Here is a 19472-nt window from a genome sequence, read left to right as displayed (position 1 = left end):
CGAATGATCAAACGAGGTCAGAGGAGACGTTTCACACCTGGGGTTGCCCACAGGCGAAGCCGCGATTCTAGACCGAATCAGGGTTTTCACGCAAGTCCAGCCGCCAGCCAGCCGCGCAGGCTGTTGAAAAAGGCCAGCCCTGAAGCGCGTGCCAGGTCGTCGTGGGTCAAACGCGCTTCCTTGATGCGGCCCTGGCCCAGCAGCTCGGCGCGCAGCACGCCGGGCAGCAGGCCGGCCGCCAGCGGCGGCGTCAGCCATTCGCCGCCGATGCGCAGCGCGAGATTGCCGAAGCTGCATTCGGTCAGCTCACCGACCTCGTTCCACAGGATCACGTCGAAGGCCGTGGCGGGCTTGTCGAAGCCGGCATAGGCCTCGCGGCGCGTCGTCTTGTGGGCCAGGAACTCGGCGCCCGGGCCGCGCGTCGCGATGGGCTTGTCGGCCAGCGCGAGCTGGACCGGCTCGGCCGTCGGCGTGAAGGCCATGAGCGCATGCGTGAAATGGCCGTTGGCGTCGCATGTCAGGCGCAGGCGCCAACTGCCCTCGGCTTGGGCTGCGGCGACCTGCTTCAGATGGGCGCGCGCCTCGGCCAGCGAGAAGCGCAGGCCGAAATGCCGCGCTGTGCGCTGCATGCGCGCCAGATGGGCCTCGCCGCGCAGCGCGACGCCCGCCTCCAGGCGCAGCGTTTCCAGCGCCTCGACGGGCGCCTCGGCACGCGCCAGGAAGCGCGACTTGGCCCGCCATTCGGCGATCTCGGCGGCGGGCTCGCTGTCCAGCGTGATGGCGCTGCCGAGGCCGCAGGTCAAGGTCTCGCCATGGAACTCCACCGTGCGGATGGGCACGTTGAAGGTCGCCACGCCGCCAGGCTGGATCAGGCCAAGCGCGCCGCAATACCAGCCGCGCGCCGTGGGCTCCAGCTCGCGGATGATCTGCATCGCCCTCACCTTGGGCGCGCCGGTGACCGAGCCGCAGGGGAAGAGCGCCGCGAAGGCCTCGGCCAGCGTCAACCCGGCGCGGCTGACGGCCGTGACGGTGGACGTCATCTGCCAGACGGTGGGCAGCGCATGCAGCTCGAAGAGGCGCGGCACGCGCACCGTGCCCAACTGGGCGACACGGCTGAGGTCGTTGCGCAGCAGGTCGACGATCATCAGGTTCTCGGCGCGCTCCTTCTCGCTGGTGCGCAAGTGCTGCTGGGCGGCTTCGTCGTCCACCCGGTCGCGGCCGCGCGGCGCCGTGCCCTTCATTGGCTGGGCCGCCAGCAGCCAGCTCGCCTTGGCGCCCGGCACGGGCCGCCAGTCGAAGAACAGCTCGGGCGACACGCTGGCCGCGCCCGCCTCGCGCAGGAACAGGCTGAAGCCGCCCGGCTGGCTGGCGTGCAGCGCGAGGAAGAGCTGGCCGGGGTCGAGCCCGCCAGCCGGCGCGCGCAGCCGCGTCGTCAGGTTGACCTGGTAGCAGTCGCCGGCGCGGATGTAGTCGCGGATGCGCTCGATGGCGGCGCTCGCGTCGGGCTCCGCATCGGCCCAGCCGAGCGGCCCGGTCCAGGCGCGCCGTTCTTCCGGCCAGGGCTCGGGCGGCGTGTCGTAGACGGCGAACTCGGCCAGCGGCGCCGTGGCGTCGTGCGTGGCCAGCACCGCGTCGAAGGCCGCGGCGGCCTCGTAGCGCAGGCCGCCCAGCACCCAGGCGCCGGCACGGGCCGCAGCCTCGGCCTCGTCGATGACCGGGCCCACCTCGTCCAACCGCGCGGCCCGCAGCCAGCGTGACGGCGGCGTGGTCCAGCAACCCCGCACGCGCTCGCCGTCCTCGCGGGCCAGAGGGTGGCGGGGGAAGTCGAAGGCGGCGTGCAGCACGCGGCCCGGCCTCAGAAGGCAGTCAGCGCGGACAGCGGCTCGCAGGCCTTGTCGTCGCCCACGTCGGGCCGGAAGCACAGCGCATAGGCCCGGCCCTGGATCCTGCGGTCGATGGTGGCGCCGGCGGGCACGCCGATCCACTCGACATGCAGTTCCGCCTCGGGCGCATCGGCGCGCGGGGCATCCACCAGGCGCACGCCGCAGCGGCCCGTCATGGACTTCACGCAGCGCAGGCTGAGCTGGTGGTCGCGCAACGTGTAGGCCAGCTCCCATTCGCGGCGCAAGTCCGCGCTGCGCACGACCTTCTGCACGAGGTGCGGCGCGCTTGCCGCGGTCTCGGCCGCCTGGGAGGTGGCCACCGCTGCGAGCAGCGGCAGCAGCAGGAGAAGACGGCGCATCGTCATGCCAGGTTCAGGAAATTGCCACGGTAGTGGATGAGTTCGTCGATGGACTCGTGGATGTCGGCGAGCGCCGTGTGGGCCTGGGCCTTCTTGAAGCCCTCCAGCGCGGCGGGCTTCCAGCGCTTGGCCAACTCCTTCAGCGTGGACACGTCGAGGTTGCGGTAGTGGAAGAAGTCCTCCAGCTCGGGCATGTAGTTGGCGAGGAAGCGACGGTCCTGGCAGATGCTGTTGCCGCACATCGGGCTCTTGCCCTTGGGCACATATTGCTTCAGGAAGGCGATGGTCTGGGCGGCGGCCTCGGCCTCGGAGACGGTGGAGGCCTTCACGCGGTCGATGAGGCCGCTCTTGCCGTGGGTGCCCTTGTTCCAGGCGTCCATGGCGTCCAGCGTCGCGTCGCTCTGGTGCACGGCGAAGACCGGGCCTTCGACGCGCTTGTCGAGGTTGGCATCGGTGACAACGACGGCGATCTCGATGATGCGGTCCTTGTCGGGGTATAGACCGGTCATCTCGAGGTCGATCCAGATCAGGTTGCTGTCGCTGATGGGGAGGGTGTCGGACATGGTGGGCTCATTCTGAAGAGCTGCGAATTCTCGCAGCCTAAACTTGAGGGCTATGTCTCCCACGCTGTTGTCCCTCGCGTTCGCCGTCGCGCTGGCCGTCTCGACCCTTGCCAAGTTCTGGCTGTCTTCGCGCCAGATCCGCCATGTCGCCGCCCACCGCGGCCAGGTGCCGCCGGCCTTTGCCGGCAGCGTGACGCTTGCCGCCCACCAGAAGGCGGCCGACTACACCATCGCCCGCGCCCGCTTCGGCCTGCTGGCCCTGGGCTTCAATGCGGCCGTGCTGCTGGGCTGGACGCTGCTGGGCGGCCTGAACGCGCTGAACGGCTGGCTGCTGGACGCCAGCCAGGCCCTGCCGGCAGGCTGGGCGGCCATGGGCTATCAGCTCGGCCTGATCGCCGCCTTCGTGCTGGCCGGCTCGCTGCTGGACCTGCCCTGGGAGCTGTGGTCCACCTTCCGCATCGAGCAGGCCTTCGGCTTCAACCGCACGACGCTGGGCCTGTACTTCGCCGACATGGCCAAGGGCCTGCTCGTGGGCGCGCTGCTAGGCCTGCCCATCGTCGCGCTGATCCTCTGGCTGATGGGCACGGCCGGCCCGCACTGGTGGCTGTGGGCCTGGGGCGCGTGGATGGGCTTCCAGCTCCTCGTCATGGTGCTCTACCCCAGCCTCATCGCGCCGCTGTTCAACAAGTTCGAGCCGCTGAACGATGCGGCGCTGAAGGAGCGCGTCGAGCGCCTGATGGCCCGCTGCGGCTTTGCGGCCAAGGGCCTGTTCGTGATGGACGGCAGCCGGCGCTCGGCCCACGGCAACGCCTATTTCAGCGGCTTCGGCCCGGCAAAGCGGGTCGTGTTCTTCGACACGCTGCTGGCCAAGCTCAACGGGCCCGAGGTGGAGGCCGTGCTGGCCCACGAGCTCGGCCATTTCAAGCACCGCCACATCACCAAGCGCATCGCGCTGGGCTTCGCGTTCAGCCTGGCCGGCTTCGCGCTGCTGGGCTGGCTGCAGCAGCAGCCGGCCTTCTACCTGGGTCTTGGCGTGCAGCCCTCGCTGGCGGCGCCCAACGACGCGCTGGCCCTGATCCTCTTCCTGCTCGTCGGCCCGGTGTTCGGCTTCTTCGTGACACCGCTGGCCAGCCACTTCTCGCGCCGCGACGAGTTCCAGGCCGACGCCTATGCGCGCGCGCAGGCCAATGCCAGCGATCTGTCATCGGCGCTGCTGAAACTGCACGAGGACAACGCCGGCACGTTGACGCCCGACCCGGTCTACGCGCGCTTCTACTACTCACACCCACCCGCTGCCGAACGGCTCGCAGCGCTCACCGCATGAACCTGCTGCTCGCCCAATGTGACCCCAAGGCCCCGCTGCTGGACGCCGACACGCGCGAGCGCGTGCTGGCCGCCCTGCCCGGCTGGCTGCCCGACGCCGAGGCCAAGGTCATCGGCCGCCGCTTCGGCTTCGACAACTTCTACCAGGTCATGGCCTTCGTCGACGCCGTCGCCGAGATCGCCCACGCCCAGGACCACCACCCCGAGATGCTGGTCGGCTACAACGCCTGCACCGTCAGCTGGACGACGCACTCGCGCGGCGGCCTGACGCTGAACGACGCGATCTGTGCGGCCCAGGTGAGCGCGCTGCCCGAAGCGTCGGGCACATGAGGGCCGAGCGTAGGGCCGCTCCCAAGCCGGCCCGCATCCCCCCGGGGGATCGGTCGATGTACTCATCGGCCGAGGGGCTCCAATGAGCAAATTCCAGGCGCTGGACCTGGGACTTGTCGTGCGCGGCCATGGCCGCCACTACATCGTCGAGGACGCGGACGGCCGGCGCTTCGTCTGCCACCCGCGCGGCAAGAAGAGCGACGCCGTCGTCGGCGACCAGGTGCGCTTTGCCGAGGCCAGCGCCGACGAGGGCGTCATCGAGGCCGTCGAGCCGCGGCGCAACCTGCTGTTCCGCCAGGACGAGTGGAAGACCAAGAGCTTCGCGGCCAACCTCGATCAGTTGCTCGTGCTCGTCGCCGTCGAGCCCGTGTTCAGCGAAAGCCAGCTCTGCCGCGCGCTGATTGCCGCCGAGTCGGCCGGCATCCGCGCCGCCATCGCGCTGAACAAGACCGACCTGCCCGGCCGCGACACGGCCCGCGAGCGCCTGGCGCCCTACCGCGAGGCCTGCATGGGGCTGACCGTCTTCGAGGTGGCTCTCAAGGCCGACCGCGAGGGCTCGCGCGCGACGCTGGGGCCCTGGCTGGACGGCCAGCGCAGCTTCGTGCTCGGCCCCAGCGGCACGGGCAAGAGCACGCTGATCAACCTGCTCGTGCAGGACGCACAGGCCCAGGTCGGCGAGATCTCGCAGGCACTGAACTCCGGCCGCCACACGACGACGACAACGCAGTGGTACTGGACCGACGCCACGCGCAGCACGGCACTGATCGACTCGCCCGGCTTCCAGGAGTTCGGCCTGCGCCAGATCGACGCCGCCGAGCTGTGGCGTTATATGCCCGACCTGCGCGAGCACGCCGACTGCCGCTTCCACAACTGCAGCCACATCCACGAGCCGGGCTGCGGCGTGCGCGCGGCCGTCGAGGCCGGGCAGATCAGCGCCAGCCGGTACCGCATCTACGGCGAAATCCTCGAAGAGCTGCAGCGCAAGACCTGGTGATGCGCGCCCCGCTCCGCCTCTGTGCGTTGGCCCTGCTGGCCGGCTGCGCCACCCACACGCCGCCACCATCCGCCGCCGAAGGCTGGCAGCCGTTCACGCTGCCCGGCAAGAGGCCGACGCAATACGCCTGGACCGAGAAGGACGGCCGGCCGGCGCTGGAGGCCATCTCCGAACGCTCCGCCAGCATCTGGCGCCGGAAACTGGCGCCGCCGCTGCCCGCCGCGGGCGAGGTGCGCTTCTCCTGGTGGGTGGAGCATCTGATGCCCGATGCCAGCGTGGCCGACATCGACCGCGAGGACGCGGTCGCCCGCGTCGTCTTCGGCTTCGGCGGCGACGTCGACAGCCTGCCGCTACGCACGCGCATGAAGTTCGAGCTCGCCCAGGCCCTGACCGGCGAGTTGCCGCCCTATGCGACGCTGATGTATGTGTGGGACACCCGGCTGCCGGTCGGCAGCGTCGTCATCAACCCGCGCAGCGACCGCATCCGCAAGATCGTCGTCGACTCCGGCCTGGCCGAGCTGCGCCATTGGCGCGAGCACCGGCGCGACCTCGCAGCCGACTTCCGGCTGGCCTTCGGCGAAGAGCCGGGGCCGCTGACCTCGATGGCCGTGATGACCGACAGCGACAACTGCCGCAGCTCGGCCCACACTTGGTACGGCGCGGTGGAACTGAACTAGCGCTGCTGTGGTGGCGGCAGCGATGCCGCGTCGTTGACCTCGCTGATCTCGCGGGCCTCGACATCCACGACATCCGCGGCCGGCGGCCGGTGCTGGGCCCAGGGGTTCTTGTTCACGCGGAACTGCAGATTGGGCCTGCGGCCCCTCAGCAGGCTGACGAGCAGGAAGCCGACGAAGGCGATGACCGCGAACAGGAAAAGGCCCAGGCCGATGACGGCACCGGCCACGAGGATCAGCACGCGGAGCAACAGGGAGAACAGGCGCATGGCCGCATTGTGCGGCCAGCGACGGCGAGGCTGCGGGGCTTACGGCGTGTAGCCGTAGCCGGCGTAAATCCTCTTGATCGCGCCCGACTTCTCCAGTCCATGCAGCGTCTGGTTGAGCTTGAGCACCTGGGCGTCGGGCAGCTGGATCTGGCAGGCCAGGTACATCTCCGTGTGGTTGAAGTTCAGCACCGGCTCGACGCCCTCGATGCCCTGCTGCTTCAGCCGGTATTGGCCGATCAGCCGGCCCGTGGCCCAGAAGTCGATCCGGCCGGCGAGCAGTTTCCTCGGGTTCACGTCGTCGCTCGGCGCCACGTCCACGAGATGGCCGCGAGTCTGCAGGAAGGCCACGATGGCGTCCCCCTGGTAGCTGCCGATGCGCATCATCATCGCCTCGTCCAGCGTCTGCGGCCGGCTCGCGCCGCTGCGCGCGAACAGGGCCCAGTCGTTGGAGACCAGCGGGCCCACCCATTTGTAGAGGGCCTCGCGTTCCGGCGTGCGCGACATCGAGTACACGCAGGTATTGACCTGGGTGCGCGCCAGCGCGATGGCGCGGGCCCAGGGATAGACGGTGATCTCGTACTCGTAGCCGGCCGTGTCCAGCAGCGCGCGCACGATGTCGGTCGAGATCCCGGTCACCGTGCCGTTCGGGCCGCTCATGTTGTAGGGCGGGTACTCCTCGGTCGCGAGCACCAGCCTGAAGGGGCTGGCCTGGGCCAGCGCACTCCCCGAGACCGCCAAGGCGGCGACCAGTCTGCCCACCGACCTGAACAAGCTCTGAGCCTGCATGCCCTGCTCCTGAAGTGGCCGGCGAAGCATAGGCCGGCCGCTCCAGGGCCGCAACGCCTCAGCCGCGGCCGACAAAAGGCATGTCCCGCGCCATCACCGTCATCGTCTGCACATTGGCCGACAGCGGCAGCGAGGCCATGTAGACGACGGCGCGGGCCACGTCCTCGACGGCCATCGTCGGCTCCACGGCGACCTCGCCGTTGGCCTGCAGGATGCCCTGGCGCATGCGCAGGGTCATGTCGGTCGCGGCGTTGCCGATGTCGATCTGGCCGGCCGCAATGTCGAAGGCGCGGCCGTCCAGGCTCAGGGCCTTGGTCAGGCCGGTGACGGCGTGCTTGGTCGAGGTGTAGGGCGCCGAGAAGGGCCGCGGCGTATGGGCCGAGATCGAGCCGTTGTTGATGATGCGGCCGCCGCGCGGGGCCTGGGCCTTCATCAGTGCGAAGGCCGCGCGGGCGCACAGGAAGCTGCCGGTCAGGTTGGTGTCGACGACGGCACGCCACTGGCCCGGCGTCAGTTCGTCGATGGGCACGGGCGGCGCGGAGATGCCCGCGTTGTTGAACAGCAGGTCGAGGCGGCCGAAACGCTCGCGCAGCCGCGCGAAGGCCGCGTCGACCTGGGCCTCGTGGGCCACGTCGGCCGCCAGCACGAGGGCGTCGGCCAGGGTCTCGCGCAGGGGCGCCTCGCGGCGGCCCATCAGGGCCAGAGTCCAGCCGTCGGCCGCGAGAGCGCGGGCCACCGCGCGGCCGATGCCGGAGCCTGCGCCGGTGACGAGGGCGATCCTCAGTGGCGCCCGGCCGTCCGAAGCCTCTGAGGCGCCCCCTCGGGGGGCAGCGAGCGACGCGAGCGTGGGGGTCGACATGTCATCAGCGGCCCGAGGGCGAGACCAGGGTGCGCTGCACCCAGCCGCTGAAGTTGGCGGCGTCGACCTTGACGAAGCCGTTCTTGACCTCGCCGGTTGCAACGAGCTCGTCGCTGCGATTCAGCGTCGCCACGACCTTGCTGTCGCGCGAGGCCTCGGCGTAGGCCTTCACATTGGAGATCTTGGCCACGAGCATCTGGCCGGCAGGCACCGGTGCACCGGCCTGGGTGGACGCGGCGGCATTCGCATCGCCGGAGGCGCTGCCGGTTCGCACCAGGCTGTCCTGATCCCGGACGGTCTGGACGATCTTGTTGTAGTTGTCGAGGAAGCTGGCTGCGATCAGCTTGCCCTCGGCCGTGCTGGTGTAGCCGCCCAGGCCGCCGACGGCGCCGCCGCCGAAGCCCCAGCCGCCGATGGAGAAGTCCATCTTGCTGGCCTTGCCCTCGGCCGCCGCGACCTGGATGCTGGAGCGCACGTCGGCCAGCAGCAGGCTGGTGGAGGCATCCTTGAACTTCAGGCCGCCGGCAATGGCGCCGACGATGCCCAGCCTGCCGCCGAGGAAACCACCGAGACCGCCGCTGGTGTTGGCGCCGATCTGCACATTGGGCGTCATGACGAAGTCGGCCGCCTGCATCTGGCCCTTGCCGATGTTGGACTCCTGGCGCATCTCGCCGGCCGCCGCCAGTTGGCGCTCCTGCTGGATGTTCTGCATGGCCTGGCCGCGCTCGACGACGTCGAAGCAGCCCGACTGCTGGACCATCATGCGCAGCAGCGCGGCGGGCGAGCCCAGGCCGTACTGGGACAGGTAGTTCCAGCCATGCTGGGGCTCGGCCACGGCGAGAACGCCCAGCTTCTTGGAACACTTCTCGACGGTCGAGCCGGCATCGTCGGCGCGAGCGGTCATGGCCGCGCCCAGGCTGGCGACGGCGAGTGCGCACAGGATCTTGTTCATTGCAGTCCTCCGAGAGATCTTTCGAATCGCACATTTTGCCCAGCGCCCGCGGCCCGGCGCATCCTCAGCCCACGCGATCGGTGTCGCCTGGATCAGGGGCGCAGCACGAGGCGGTGCGTGGTTTCGCCGGGCAGGAAAGGCAGGGGCTCGCCGGCCAGCCAGGCGGCATGGTCGCCGCGGAAGAAGGGCGAAAGCGGATGGCCGCTCTGCCCGCCCGGGATGACCAGGATGCCGCGCTCCTCGTGGCCGGGCGAGACCACCATGCGCTCGCTCTGGCCGTGGCCGTGGTTGTGCACGCGCGGCATGTGGCTGTCGCCGGCCATGCCCTGGGAGGCCTGGTCCAGCCAGCTTGACAGCGCCGGCAGGGCCGCGCTGAGCGGGTGGCGCATCAGCGTCGGGTTGTCGGCGCCCCAGGTCGCGGCGGCGAGGCTGCCGTACCTGCCGAGCAGCTCCTTGCGGCTGTCGAGCACGGCGCGCTGCAGCAGCTCGGGCCAGCTCTTGAAGGCCGCCGGCAGCGTGTCGGGCCGGCCGGCCTGGATCAGCGCCCAGCCGGGCGTCTCGGGCACCATCTTCAGGTCGGCGAGCTTGAGCCCGTTGGCCTCCAGCAGGCCGGCCAGCGGCGCGAACAGGCTCTTCAGCGCCTGCAGGCGGAAGCTGCGCACGAGCAGGTAGCCGACCGCGTCGGGTCGGGCCGCGTCGGCGCTCTTCTCGACCTCGTCACGGTAGTCGTCCAGGCCATTGGCCGCGACGAAGTCGGGCGTCAGCACCTTGTCCAGCAGCAGCTGGCGCCAGTGCTGCAGGAAGAGCGCGCGGTGGTCGAGCTGGATGGCATGCAGGCCGGCCTCGTCGAACTTATCCCGGGCGCGCAGGTCGTCGCGGATCTGCTGGGCACGGGCACCGAGGTCGTAGCCACCGTTGCCCAGCGTCTTCAGGCCGTCGCCACCGATCATGCGGGCATTGGCCGTCCACAGCCGCCCGTCGGCCGGGTCGGCGATATGCGGCTGCTCGGCGGCCGGCAGATAGCCCTGCCAGCGCGAGCGGCCGTCGCTCCAGTCCTGCGGGCGGTCCATGTCTTCGCCGCCCACGCGGCGAGGCATCGCGCCGATGACGCTCCAGGCGATGCGGCCGCCGGCGTCGGCCAGCATCAGGTTCTGGGCCGGCACGCCGGTGCCGGCGGCGAGCTGCACGGCCTCGTCGACATTGGCGGCCGTCTCCATCCGCATCAGTCGCAGGTTCATGCCCTCGGCGTCGTGCGCCACCCAGCGCAGCACATAGGCCTGACCGGCGGGCGCCTTCTGCGGCATGACCGGGCCCCATTCGCTTTCCAGCACGGTCAGGTCGACCGCATCGCCGCCGGCCACCTCGATGCGCTCGACGCTGCGCTGCAGCGGCTTCTCCGCGCCACCGGCCAGGTAGTGGGTGCCCGCCGCGTTGAGCTTGAGGGCGACGACGTCGGCCCAGTCCGACGTGGTGTTGGTGAAGCCCCAGGCCACGCGGCCATTGCTGCCGACGACGAGCAAGGGCGTGCCGGGCAAGGTAACGCCGGCGATGTCGTGGGAGCCGGCGGCATCCTTCCACTTCATGCGGGCCTTGAACCAGGTGCCGGGCACGCGCAAGTCCAGGTGCATGTCGTTGGCCACGATGGCCTGGCCCTGGGCGCCGTGGCTGGCGGCCACGGCGAAGTTGTTGCTGCCGATGTCGCGCGCGTCGCGCAGGCTGCAGTCGCTGCAGGCCGTCCTGGTCGCCCGCAGCGCGTCCGGCAGCGCACCGGCCGGCACGGGCACGGCGCTCATGCGGCTGTCGTCCATGGCGGCCTGCCAGTCCGCGCTGTGCTGGGTCAGGAAGGCATACCAGTCGGCCGGCACGCTGTCATGCAGCAGGCCCATCGCGAGGTCGTCGCGGCCCTGCGCGTTCTGCAGGTCCAGGTACATGCCATAGGCGGCCAGCACGGTGTCCGCCCCGACCCAGGGCCGGGGCGCCTGGCGCAGCAGCAGGTATTCGGGCGGCCGGCCGCCGAGCGCGCCGAGGCCGGCGTTGACGCCATCGACATAGGCATCCAGCAGCGCCTTCTCCGCGGGCTGCAGCGCGGCAATGGCCACCTCGGCGCGGTGGCGGAAGCGGTGCAGGCGACGCGCCTTGTCCAGCGGCAGTGCCTTGGGGCCGACCAGGGCCGACAGCTCGCCGGCCGCGTTGCGGCGCATCAGGTCCATCTGGAAGAAACGCTCCTGCGCATGCACGAAGCCCAGCGCGCGCGCCACGTCGAGGCGGCTGTCTGCCGTGATGGTCAGGTAGCCGCGCGCATCGCGCTGCAGCTCGGCGGCCGCGCTCATGGCCGGCACGGTGCGCTCGCCGTCCAGCTGGGCCAGGCTGCCGCGCAGCGCCAGCCACAGGGCCAGCGCGAGCAGCAGGACGAGCAGCAGCAGGCCGCCGAGGATTCGCTTCAGCCACTTGGTCATCAAAATGTCCCCGGGTAGTTGCCGCCGTCGAGCAGGATGTTCTGGCCGGTCAGGTAGCCGGCCTGGGCGCTGCACAGCATCGCGCAGATGGCGCCGAACTCGGCCGCGGTGCCGAAGCGCTGGGCCGGGATGGCCGCACGACGTTTGGCGGCCACTTCGTCGACGCCCAGGCCGGCCTTGGCCGCGCCGGCCGCCAAGGTCTTGCGCAGCCGGTCGGTGTCGAAGGCACCGGGCAGCAGGTTGTTGATGGTCACGTTGGCGCCCGCCAGGCGCGGCTGGCGGGCGACGCCCGCAACGAAGCCGGTCAACCCGGAGCGGGCGCCGTTGGACAGGCCCAGCACGTCGATGGGCGCCTTCACCGCGCCCGAGGTGATGTTGACGATGCGGCCGAAGCCACGCGCAGCCATGCCGTCGACGGTGGCCTTGATGAGCTCGATGGGTGCCAGCATGTTGGCGTCCAGCGCGGCGATCCATTGCGCGCGGTCCCAGTCGCGGAAATCGCCGGGCTGCGGGCCGCCGGCATTGTTGACGAGGATGTCGACCTGCGGGCAGGCCGCCAGCGCCGCGGCGCGGCCCTCGGGCGTCGCGATGTCGCCGACGACGGCCAGCACCTCGACCTGCGGATGCGCGGACTTGAGCGCCGCCGCCGTTGCCAGCAGCTCACCCTCGCCACGCGCCGTGATGACGACATTGACGCCCTCGCCCGCCAGTGCCTCGGCACAGCCGCGGCCCAGGCCCTTGCTCGCCGCACAGACCAGCGCCCAGCGACCCTTCAATCCCAGATCCATAACGACTCCTTCTTGCTGAGGCCGTGCACAGCACGCCGCATCATCGCGCGACTGCCGCGGAACCGGCTTTGCCGGGCCGCTGGCAGTTGCCAAGGCCAGAGGCCTTGGCCTTCGCCAGGCACAAACAGTCCTCAGGACTGTTTGTGTCCGGGCTCAGCCCCCCTCGACGGGGGCGGCCGTCAGGCCGTAGGGGGTGAGCTCTATCTCCAGAACTTGCCGTCAGGCCCGACGATGGACACGTCGGTGAACTCCAGGCCGCTGTGGTCTTTCTCGGTGTAGTGCACCTGCAGGCCGCCAAGGTCGAAGCGCGCGCCGTCGAGCGACTTGACGAGGTTCTCGCGGCTCACGTCCTTGCCGGCACGCCTGAGTGCCTCGACGACGAGCTTGGCGGCGGCGAAGCCCTCCAGCTGGGCCGGCGTCAGCTCGTCGCGGCCGGCGGACTTGGCCAGGCCCAGGGCCTCACGTACCAGCGGGCTGGCGGTCGAGCGCTCGTAGGGGAAGAGCTGGGTCACGATGATGCCGCGGGCGTCGTTGCCGAGCGACTTCACGAAGTCGGCCGAGGCGTTGTTGGACAGCGTCGCGACATGGGCCGTCGACCCGGCCGCGCGCAGCGCCTTGACGCCCTCGACGACGGCATAGCCGGGGCCGATCATCACCAGGGCCTCGATGCCGGCCTTGGCGATGGCCTGCATGGTGGGCGCGAGGTCGGGCCGGTTGCGGTCGAAACGCAGGCGCGACAACGCGCGCAGCTTCATCTCGTCCAGCCCCTTGATGGCGCCCTTGCCGGCGTCGTTGCCGAAGGGGTCATTGACCTGCACGATGGAGATGCGCTTCACGCCGATGCCGGCGAGGTGCCTGACCGCGCGCTGCGCCTCGCGCTGGTAGCTGGCGCGCAGCAGATAGACGTAGGGCTGGGCGGGCTCGTAGAGGTTGATGTCGCCGACGGCCGGGGCGATCAGCGGCAGGCGGTTTTCCTTCAGCACGGGCAGCAGGGCCTCGGTGGGCCCGATGCCGCGGCTGAGCATCAGCGCCAGCACACCCTGGCTGGCCAGGGACTTGGCCGCGGCCACCGCCGTCGCCGGGTCGTACTTGTCGTCCTGGGTGACGAGCTCGATGTTTTGGCCCTTGATGCCGCCCTGGGCGTTGACCGAATCGAAGTAGAGCTTGGCGCCCTCGGCGCTCTCCTGCACGAGGCTGGCGACGGGCCCGGTGAACCCGGCCACCATGCCGATGCGCAAACTGCCTTCGGCGAACGCGCCCTGCATCCCAAAACAGGCAGCAAGCAATGCCGCCAGGCCGACCCAAGGTTTCACTGTCATCTCCAGCCCTTGCGCCTGCGGCGCTTTCGTGGCGGCAGATTGTGGGGCCTCCCCCCCCGCCGGCCGCAGCCCCGTTCTCCCGGGAAAAACCCGGGCCTGATCGGCTCCAAACGCGCATTTCGACCGGATTCCTGGGCCTACACTCGCCCGGCCCTTGGCCGCAAGACCATGTCCGAAAGCCCTGCCCCGCCCACCGCCCCCAAGCCACCCGCCGCGCCGCGCAACCTGTTCGGCCTGCGCAGCGATTCGCTGACCATCGCCGTCGTGCTGGCCCTGCTGCTGGGCCTGCTGCTGCCGACGACGGTGGTGCTGCTCTACGACGGCCAGAAGACCCGCACCACGGCGATGGAAGACCTCAGGCGCGACCTCGGCCGTGCCACCGAAGTGATGGCGCTGTCGCTGGCCGAGCCGGTCTGGCAGGTCTCGCCCGACCTGGCCGACCCGATGGTCAAGGCGCAGATGGACGACCCGCGCTTCGTGTCGGTGCTGGTGGTGGAGCCGGCGGCGTCGGCGCCCTTCCTGTCACAACAGCGCCCCGGCGAGCGCGGCGACGAAGACCTCGTGCTGAGCCAGACCCGCCCCATCCAGCGCGACGGCCGTGAGATCGCCAAGCTGACCGTCAGCATGAGCGCTGCACCGCTGCTGCAGGCCAAGCAGGCCGAGGTCTGGCGCACCTTCTGGCGCAGCGGCCTGACACTGACCCTGTCGCTGGTGCTGATGCTGTGGGTGCTGCAGCGCTTCGTGCTGCGCCCGATGACAGAGCTGACCGGCGCGGCCGAGGCGCTGGCCGCCGGCCGGCTGGACCAGCCCCTGCACGTCGGCGGTGCGGACGAGATCGCCCGCGTCGGCATGGCGATGGAGCGAATGCGGCAGGCCCTGCTGTCGGCCTTCGAGGCGCTGCGCCAGCACAACGTGAACCTGGAGGCGACGGTGGCCCAGCGCACTGCCGAGCTGACCACCAGCAACGCCGAGCTGTCGGAGGCGCTGCAGACGCTGCAGAAGGCGCAACGCGAGCTGGTCGAATCGGAGAAGCTGGCCTCGCTGGGCCGGCTGGTCGCCGGCGTTGCCCACGAGCTGAACACGCCCCTGGGCAATGCACTGACGGTGGTATCGGCGCTGAACGACCGCTACAAGCAGCTCGAGACGATGCTGGCCGGCACGACGCAGCTGCGCCGCAGCACGCTGGAGGAGCTGGCGCGCGACACGCGCCGCGGCCAGGACATCCTGCAGCGCAATGTGCAGAAGGCCGCCGACCTGGTGCGCGACTTCAAGCAGGTGGCCATCGACCAGACCGCCGACCTGCGGCGCGACTTCGACCTCGCCAAGGTCGTCGAGGATGTGCTCGTCATGGTCGAACCCAGCTTCAAGCACACGCCCTTCGTCATCGACACCGAACTCAGCCGCGGCCTGATCATGAACAGCTACCCCGGCGCGCTCGGCCAGGTGCTCACCAACCTGCTGATGAACGCGCTGCTGCACGGCTTCGACGGCCGCGAGCAGGGCCATGTGCAGGTGCATTGCGCCAGACTCAGCGACACCGAGGTCGAGCTCAGCGTGCACGACGACGGCCGCGGCATGGACGAATCCGTGCGGCGGCGCATCTTCGACCCCTTCTTCACGACCAAGCTCGGCACCGGCGGCTCGGGCCTGGGCATGCACATCGTGCACAGCATCGTGACGAATGTGCTGGGCGGCCAGATCGAGGTGAAGTCCTCGCCGGGCCAAGGCACGCAGATGTTGATGAGGCTGCCGCTGCTGGCGCCGCAGCGCGCCGCCGGCGACGCCTCAAAGGCTCACTGAATCACTGCGACGCGGCCGAGGTCCGCGCGGACGCCGCTTCGGCAACGGCGGCAGAGGCCGCCGGCTCGTGGGCCGCGCCCACGTCGTGCTTCTCGTCGCCCATGTCGATGCTGCCGCCGCTCTTCATCAGCACGAACAGCGCCAGTGCGGCAAAGACGACGAAGCCAACAATGATCTTCCACATGCTCGGAACTCCCGGCTATTGAACTGGCCGGGATTCTGGGCAGCGAGGCTGACGCTCAACTGAAGGCGAAGCGCTCGGTCGCGCCGCCGTCGGCGCTGCAGCTCAGCTCGTGATCGAGGCTGGCGAAGTTCACGCGCAGCGCGGCCCAGTCGCCGCCCTGCTGCCAGCGCAGATGCAGTTCGTCATCGCCGCCGGCCTCGACGCTGAAGACGCCGCCGAAGGCCGGATGACGGTTGCGCAGGCGAATCAGCTCGATGAGGCGCCGCACGACGGGGCGCTCGCAGTCGCTGGCGATCTCGGCGGCGTCGTAGTAGTGGCGGTTGATGTCGCGTCCGACCTGGGTGCGCGCCAGCAGTTCCATGTCGTTGTGGCCGGCCAGCAAGCCGACGTAGTAGACCTGGGGCACGCCGGGTAGGAAGAACTGGATCGCGCGGGCCAGCAGATAGGCCGTCTCGTTGCGGCCCATCGCATCGAAGAAGCTGCAGTTGACCTGGTAGAGGTCGAGATTGCTGGCCGCCGCACCCGTGGCCTTGCGGCTCTGACCCTGGCTGGCCGCGTGGATGCGCTCGACCAGCGCGTCCAGCTCCTCGGGCGGTACGAGGCCGGGATGGGCCGCGCGGTCGCTCGCGTCGGCGCCGATGTCGATGATGCCGATCCCGTCATGGGTGTCGAGCACGGTCAGCGCATTGGTCGGGCGAACGGCGATCCAGCGCTTCAGCGCGCCGGCGGTCTTGAACTCGAAAGCGTGCAGCACCAGCGGTGGCAGCGCGAAGTCGTAGACCCAGTCGACCTGGGAGGCGATCTCGATCTGGCGCTGGTAGTAGGCATGGATCTCGACCAGCACCTCGATGCCCAGCGCCCTGGCTGCCTGCGCGAACTCGGCGATGAAGCCGAACGTCTCAGGCATCATGAAGCAGCTCGCACCGGCCTTCTTGATCGCGTAGCCGACCGCATCCAGCCTCACCATGCGGATGCCGTTGGCGGCAAAGGTCTGCAGGATGCTCTCCAGGTAGGCGCGCCCCTGCGGGTGGTGGACGGCGATGTCGATCTGCGCCGCCGTGAAGGTGGTCCACAGGATGCGGCGCTCGCCGTTCTTCAGCGTCGCATAGCTCAGCGGCAGGCCGGGGCGGGGGCGGTAGACAGTGAGCAGGTCCCGCTCGGTCGCGCCGTTCGGGAATACCGCGTCCAACGTCAGGAACAGACCGTCGTAGGCCGATTCACGGCCCTTGGCGGAGAAGTCCTGGAACTGCGGCGACTCGCTGGACATGTGGTTGACGATGACGTCGCCCATCACTTCGAGGCCCTCGGTCAGGGCCTTGATGTCGGACCAGTCGCCCAGGCGCGGATCGACCAGGGTGTGGTCTATGGGGTCGAAGCCGGCATCGGCACCGTCGATGGCATGGAAGAAGGGCAGCAGATGCACGCCGCCGAACACATCCGCCAGCGGCTGGCCAGGCTCGCAGAGCAATTTCTTCAGCCGAGCCAGGTCGGCGCCGTCGCGCTGGCCGCCAAGGCGATCGACGTAGGTGATGAGTTGGACTTGGTTCTTCATGAGCTTGATTTCGGAGTCTTCACGGCCAGCACGCACAGCGCGGCCAGGGCCAGCAGCACGCCGGCGAGGCGGATGACGTTCTCGGGCCGGCCGCCCAGCAGGCTGTCGTAGAACAGCGGCAGCGTCAGCGACTGGATCAGCATCGGGATCACGATGAACATGTTGAAGATGCCCATATAGACCCCGGCCCGCTCGGGCGGGATGCTGCCGGCGAGCAGCACATAGGGATTGCCCATGATGGAACCCCAGGCGAGGCCGATGCCGACCATGGGCACGAAGAGCAGCACCTTGTCGTGGATGCCCGGCAGCGCCCACATGCCGGCCGCCGCGCAGGCAAGCGCGAAGGCATGCACCCATTTCGCGCCGAGGCGGCGCGTGAACGGCAGCATCGCGAAGGCGGCAACGAAAGCGATGACGTTGTAGAAGCCGCCGATCTGGCCATTCAACAGCGCCGCGTCGCGGAAGCCCGCGCTGTGCGGGTCGTCGGTGCCGAAGACGGTGGCGGCCAGCGTCGGCACGATGTAGATCCAGTAGCAGACCATGCCGTACCACTGGAACAGCGCCATCCACCAAAGCCGCCGCATCGTCTGCGGCATCTCGCGCAGTGCCTGCCAGATCTCGGCCAGCGCCGGCCCGAAGCCGCGCGGCAGAGCGCGCAGCCGCGCCACCTCCTCGGGCGGCAGCGGCAGCTCCGGCACGCGGCGGGTGGACCAGTAGACCGTCGTGAACGACAGCAGCGCGCCGACCATGAAGGCCAGCGTCGTGACGACCGGGATGCCGTTGGCCCCGAGCGCATCCTTGCTCAGCCCCAGGCCGACCAGGATGCTGGGCGTCAGGTAGGCCAGGGTCTGGGCCAGACCGGTGAAGGCGGCCTGGGTCAGGAAGCCGCTGGCATGCTGCTCCTCGCGCAGGCGGTCGCTGACGTAGGCGCGGTAGGGCTCCATCGTCACGTTGTTGGCCGCGTCGAGGATCCATAGCAGGCCGGCCGCGAACCACAGCGTCGGGCTGAAGGGCATCAGCAGCAGACCGAGCGAGCAGAGCAGCGCGCCGATCAGGAAGTAAGGCGTGCGCCGGCCCAGGCGGTGGGTCGTGCGGTCGCTCATCGCGCCGATCAGGGGCTGCACCAACAGGCCCGTGATCGGCCCAGCCAGCCAGAGATAGGGCAGGTCCTTGCCCTCGGCGCCGAGCATCTGGTAGATCGGGCTCATGCTGGCCTGCTGCAGGCCGAAGCTGAACTGGATGCCGAGGAAGCCGACATTCATGTTCACGATCTGCGAGACCGACAGGCGGGGCTTGTCCATCGTGAGGGCGTGGCTCATGTTCAGCCCTCCGCAGCAGGCAGCGCGTGCAGAGCCGCACGCCAGGGGGCCAGCACCGCCGGATCGGCCGGCAGCGGCCCGCGCAGGCCGCAGATCCCGGCGGCGTAGCGGTTGGCCAGGCCCAAGGTGCCGCTCAGCGGCCGGCCCAGGCACAGGCACAGGCCGGCAAGCAGCATCGCGGTGAAGGCGTCGCCTGCACCGACCGTGTCCCTCAGCTGCGGCTGCAGCACGCCGGCGCCACTTTCCAGCAAGCGCCCGCCCGCGCCGAACAGCTCATAGCCCTCGGCACCGCGCGTCACCAGCAGGCGGGCCAGCGCGAAGCGGGCCATCAGCGCGGCCACCCCGTCGGGGGCGAACCACGCGACCAACTGTGCGAGCTCGTCTTCGTTGACCTTGAGCCAGTCGGCCAGCATCAGCGACTCGGCGGCGAGCTCGCGCATAGCCTCGCCGGGCCTCAGGTTCAGGTCCAGAAACACCGGCCCGCGGTGGCGCTTGGCCAGGGCACGCAGGCTGTGCCGCGACACCGGGCTGCGCTGCGCGAGGCTGCCGAAATACAGCCAGCCCTCGGTCCAGCGCGGCTCCAGCTCCGGCACCTCGATGTAGTCCCAGGCCGCATCGGCGTGGATCCTGAACTCATGCCCGCCGCCGGGAGATTCGAACACGCTGACACGCCCCGTCGCATGCCGGTCATCGCGCTGCAGACCGGCGACCGGGAGCGCGTATTCACGGGCGCTTTCCAGCACCAGGGCCGCCGCGGCGTCTTCGGCGCCGATACGGCTGACGAAGTGCACCGGCGCCCCCAGCAAGGCCAACGAGCGTGCCACATTGAACGGCGCGCCACCGACCACCGGGCCGTCGTGGAACTCGTCGATCAGGGCCTCTCCCAGCACAAGGACGGTGCGTGGGGCCACCTGCTCTTGGGGCATGTTGTCTCCTGTTGTTGTTGCGCCCATCAGCCCATCCTGGGCTTCACGGATGAGTCAATTTTCGGTTATTCCCGGTGATTTTGCAATCGATTGCACGTGAGGGGAAACGCGCAATCAAGCCTAGGCGGCACGCGCT

Annotated in this window: 19 protein-coding genes; 5 read left to right on the top strand and 14 right to left on the bottom strand. The window is 69.9% G+C overall.

The features are described 5' to 3' along the window. Window positions 1–86 precede the first annotated feature (86 nt). The 3 genes from EV671_RS04780 to orn are packed head-to-tail and all read right to left on the bottom strand — an operon-like array spanning window position 87 to window position 2805. Window positions 87–1844, bottom strand: coding sequence for a chorismate-binding protein (locus EV671_RS04780; RefSeq protein WP_243655586.1), 1758 nt, complete (start codon window positions 1842–1844; stop codon window positions 87–89). A gap of 11 nt (window positions 1845–1855) precedes the next feature. Continuing rightward, window positions 1856–2242, bottom strand: a complete 387-nt coding sequence (locus EV671_RS27200) for a hypothetical protein (RefSeq protein ID WP_243655585.1) — start codon at window positions 2240–2242, stop codon at window positions 1856–1858. 2 nt (window positions 2243–2244) lie between these two features. After that, window positions 2245–2805 (bottom strand): oligoribonuclease, encoded by a 561-nt coding sequence (gene orn / locus EV671_RS04775; protein ID WP_132570155.1) that lies wholly within the window; start codon window positions 2803–2805, stop codon window positions 2245–2247. Window positions 2806–2857: 52 nt separating this feature from the next. Here orn and EV671_RS04770 point away from each other — a divergent pair, with 52 nt between their 5' ends. The 4 genes from EV671_RS04770 to EV671_RS04755 all read left to right on the top strand — a co-directional run bounded on the left by EV671_RS04770 (window position 2858) and on the right by EV671_RS04755 (window position 6129). Then, a complete protein-coding gene (locus EV671_RS04770; protein ID WP_132570154.1) occupies window positions 2858–4129 on the top strand; it encodes a M48 family metallopeptidase in 1272 nt (423 codons plus the stop codon). Further along, window positions 4126–4458, top strand: a complete 333-nt coding sequence (locus EV671_RS04765) for a 4a-hydroxytetrahydrobiopterin dehydratase (RefSeq protein ID WP_132570153.1) — start codon at window positions 4126–4128, stop codon at window positions 4456–4458. Before EV671_RS04770 ends, EV671_RS04765 begins: the two co-directional genes overlap by 4 nt. Window positions 4459–4540: 82 nt before the next feature. Further along, entirely contained in the window at window positions 4541–5452 is a 912-nt protein-coding gene (gene rsgA / locus EV671_RS04760) for a ribosome small subunit-dependent GTPase A (RefSeq protein WP_132570152.1), read from the top strand. Next, entirely contained in the window at window positions 5452–6129 is a 678-nt protein-coding gene (locus EV671_RS04755) for a DUF3047 domain-containing protein (protein ID WP_132570151.1), read from the top strand. Before rsgA ends, EV671_RS04755 begins: the two co-directional genes overlap by 1 nt. Here EV671_RS04755 and EV671_RS04750 read toward each other — a convergent pair. The 7 genes from EV671_RS04750 to EV671_RS04720 all read right to left on the bottom strand — a co-directional run bounded on the left by EV671_RS04750 (window position 6126) and on the right by EV671_RS04720 (window position 13555). Then, window positions 6126–6395, bottom strand: coding sequence for a hypothetical protein (locus EV671_RS04750; RefSeq protein WP_132570150.1), 270 nt, complete (start codon window positions 6393–6395; stop codon window positions 6126–6128). The two genes, EV671_RS04755 and EV671_RS04750, sit on opposite strands and share 4 nt — an antisense overlap. 39 nt (window positions 6396–6434) lie before the next feature. Next, a complete protein-coding gene (locus EV671_RS04745; protein ID WP_165917473.1) occupies window positions 6435–7181 on the bottom strand; it encodes a substrate-binding periplasmic protein in 747 nt (248 codons plus the stop codon). Between the two features lie 58 nt (window positions 7182–7239). Then, window positions 7240–8040 carry an SDR family oxidoreductase gene (locus EV671_RS04740; protein WP_132570148.1) on the bottom strand — a complete coding sequence of 267 codons (801 nt, stop codon included), beginning with the start codon at window positions 8038–8040 and terminating at the stop codon, window positions 7240–7242. Between the two features lie 4 nt (window positions 8041–8044). Next, window positions 8045–8992 carry a CsgG/HfaB family protein gene (locus EV671_RS04735; protein ID WP_132570147.1) on the bottom strand — a complete coding sequence of 316 codons (948 nt, stop codon included), beginning with the start codon at window positions 8990–8992 and terminating at the stop codon, window positions 8045–8047. A gap of 92 nt (window positions 8993–9084) precedes the next feature. Continuing rightward, a complete protein-coding gene (locus EV671_RS04730) occupies window positions 9085–11448 on the bottom strand; it encodes a penicillin acylase family protein (protein WP_132570146.1) in 2364 nt (787 codons plus the stop codon). Beyond that, window positions 11448–12236: an SDR family oxidoreductase gene (locus EV671_RS04725; protein WP_132570145.1), complete on the bottom strand. Its 789-nt coding sequence runs from the start codon at window positions 12234–12236 to the stop codon at window positions 11448–11450. The genes EV671_RS04730 and EV671_RS04725 overlap by 1 nt, the downstream gene beginning before the upstream one ends. A 200-nt stretch (window positions 12237–12436) precedes the next feature. Next, window positions 12437–13555 (bottom strand): ABC transporter substrate-binding protein, encoded by a 1119-nt coding sequence (locus tag EV671_RS04720; RefSeq protein ID WP_132570144.1) that lies wholly within the window; start codon window positions 13553–13555, stop codon window positions 12437–12439. Between the two features lie 168 nt (window positions 13556–13723). Here EV671_RS04720 and EV671_RS04715 point away from each other — a divergent pair, with 168 nt between their 5' ends. After that, a complete protein-coding gene (locus tag EV671_RS04715) occupies window positions 13724–15355 on the top strand; it encodes a sensor histidine kinase (RefSeq protein ID WP_132570143.1) in 1632 nt (543 codons plus the stop codon). A gap of 1 nt (window position 15356) precedes the next feature. Here EV671_RS04715 and EV671_RS04710 read toward each other — a convergent pair whose 3' ends face one another. From EV671_RS04710 to EV671_RS04695, 4 genes are read right to left on the bottom strand one after another with little or no spacing between them, the layout of a single operon-like run. Then, the gene (locus tag EV671_RS04710) at window positions 15357–15539 is read right to left on the bottom strand and encodes a hypothetical protein (protein ID WP_132570142.1); all 183 of its coding nucleotides are present in this window, start codon (window positions 15537–15539) and stop codon (window positions 15357–15359) included. 55 nt (window positions 15540–15594) lie between these two features. Further along, on the bottom strand, window positions 15595–17091 hold the full coding sequence (gene gtfA, locus EV671_RS04705) for a sucrose phosphorylase (RefSeq protein WP_132570141.1): 1497 nt from the start codon (window positions 17089–17091) through the stop codon (window positions 15595–15597). After that, window positions 17088–18410, bottom strand: a complete 1323-nt coding sequence (locus EV671_RS04700; RefSeq protein ID WP_132570140.1) for an MFS transporter — start codon at window positions 18408–18410, stop codon at window positions 17088–17090. The genes gtfA and EV671_RS04700 overlap by 4 nt, the downstream gene beginning before the upstream one ends. A 2-nt stretch (window positions 18411–18412) precedes the next feature. Further along, window positions 18413–19336, bottom strand: coding sequence for a PfkB family carbohydrate kinase (locus tag EV671_RS04695; RefSeq protein ID WP_165917472.1), 924 nt, complete (start codon window positions 19334–19336; stop codon window positions 18413–18415). Between the last annotated feature and the right edge of the window lie 136 nt (window positions 19337–19472).

Source organism: Roseateles saccharophilus (genome assembly GCF_004342485.1).
In the GTDB taxonomy this organism is placed as follows: domain Bacteria; phylum Pseudomonadota; class Gammaproteobacteria; order Burkholderiales; family Burkholderiaceae_C; genus Pelomonas; species Pelomonas saccharophila.
Note: the sequence above shows the minus strand (reverse complement) of the source record. Positions and strands in the feature narration are given on the sequence as shown.

What these genes read in the sequence shown, in the direction of transcription:
- EV671_RS27200 (WP_243655585.1), bottom strand. Translation starts at nt 2,242, where the DNA reads ATGCGCCGTCTTCTCCTGCTGCTGCCGCTGCTCGCAGCGGTGGCCACC.
- orn (WP_132570155.1), bottom strand. Translation starts at nt 2,805, where the DNA reads ATGTCCGACACCCTCCCCATCAGCGACAGCAACCTGATCTGGATCGAC.
- EV671_RS04770 (WP_132570154.1), top strand. Translation starts at nt 2,858, where the DNA reads ATGTCTCCCACGCTGTTGTCCCTCGCGTTCGCCGTCGCGCTGGCCGTC.
- EV671_RS04765 (WP_132570153.1), top strand. Translation starts at nt 4,126, where the DNA reads ATGAACCTGCTGCTCGCCCAATGTGACCCCAAGGCCCCGCTGCTGGAC.
- rsgA (WP_132570152.1), top strand. Translation starts at nt 4,541, where the DNA reads ATGAGCAAATTCCAGGCGCTGGACCTGGGACTTGTCGTGCGCGGCCAT.
- EV671_RS04755 (WP_132570151.1), top strand. Translation starts at nt 5,452, where the DNA reads ATGCGCGCCCCGCTCCGCCTCTGTGCGTTGGCCCTGCTGGCCGGCTGC.
- EV671_RS04750 (WP_132570150.1), bottom strand. Translation starts at nt 6,395, where the DNA reads ATGCGCCTGTTCTCCCTGTTGCTCCGCGTGCTGATCCTCGTGGCCGGT.
- EV671_RS04745 (WP_165917473.1), bottom strand. Translation starts at nt 7,181, where the DNA reads ATGCAGGCTCAGAGCTTGTTCAGGTCGGTGGGCAGACTGGTCGCCGCC.
- EV671_RS04740 (WP_132570148.1), bottom strand. Translation starts at nt 8,040, where the DNA reads ATGTCGACCCCCACGCTCGCGTCGCTCGCTGCCCCCCGAGGGGGCGCC.
- EV671_RS04735 (WP_132570147.1), bottom strand. Translation starts at nt 8,992, where the DNA reads ATGAACAAGATCCTGTGCGCACTCGCCGTCGCCAGCCTGGGCGCGGCC.
- EV671_RS04730 (WP_132570146.1), bottom strand. Translation starts at nt 11,448, where the DNA reads ATGACCAAGTGGCTGAAGCGAATCCTCGGCGGCCTGCTGCTGCTCGTC.
- EV671_RS04725 (WP_132570145.1), bottom strand. Translation starts at nt 12,236, where the DNA reads ATGGATCTGGGATTGAAGGGTCGCTGGGCGCTGGTCTGTGCGGCGAGC.
- EV671_RS04720 (WP_132570144.1), bottom strand. Translation starts at nt 13,555, where the DNA reads ATGACAGTGAAACCTTGGGTCGGCCTGGCGGCATTGCTTGCTGCCTGT.
- EV671_RS04715 (WP_132570143.1), top strand. Translation starts at nt 13,724, where the DNA reads ATGTCCGAAAGCCCTGCCCCGCCCACCGCCCCCAAGCCACCCGCCGCG.
- EV671_RS04710 (WP_132570142.1), bottom strand. Translation starts at nt 15,539, where the DNA reads ATGTGGAAGATCATTGTTGGCTTCGTCGTCTTTGCCGCACTGGCGCTG.
- gtfA (WP_132570141.1), bottom strand. Translation starts at nt 17,091, where the DNA reads ATGAAGAACCAAGTCCAACTCATCACCTACGTCGATCGCCTTGGCGGC.
- EV671_RS04700 (WP_132570140.1), bottom strand. Translation starts at nt 18,410, where the DNA reads ATGAGCCACGCCCTCACGATGGACAAGCCCCGCCTGTCGGTCTCGCAG.
- EV671_RS04695 (WP_165917472.1), bottom strand. Translation starts at nt 19,336, where the DNA reads ATGCCCCAAGAGCAGGTGGCCCCACGCACCGTCCTTGTGCTGGGAGAG.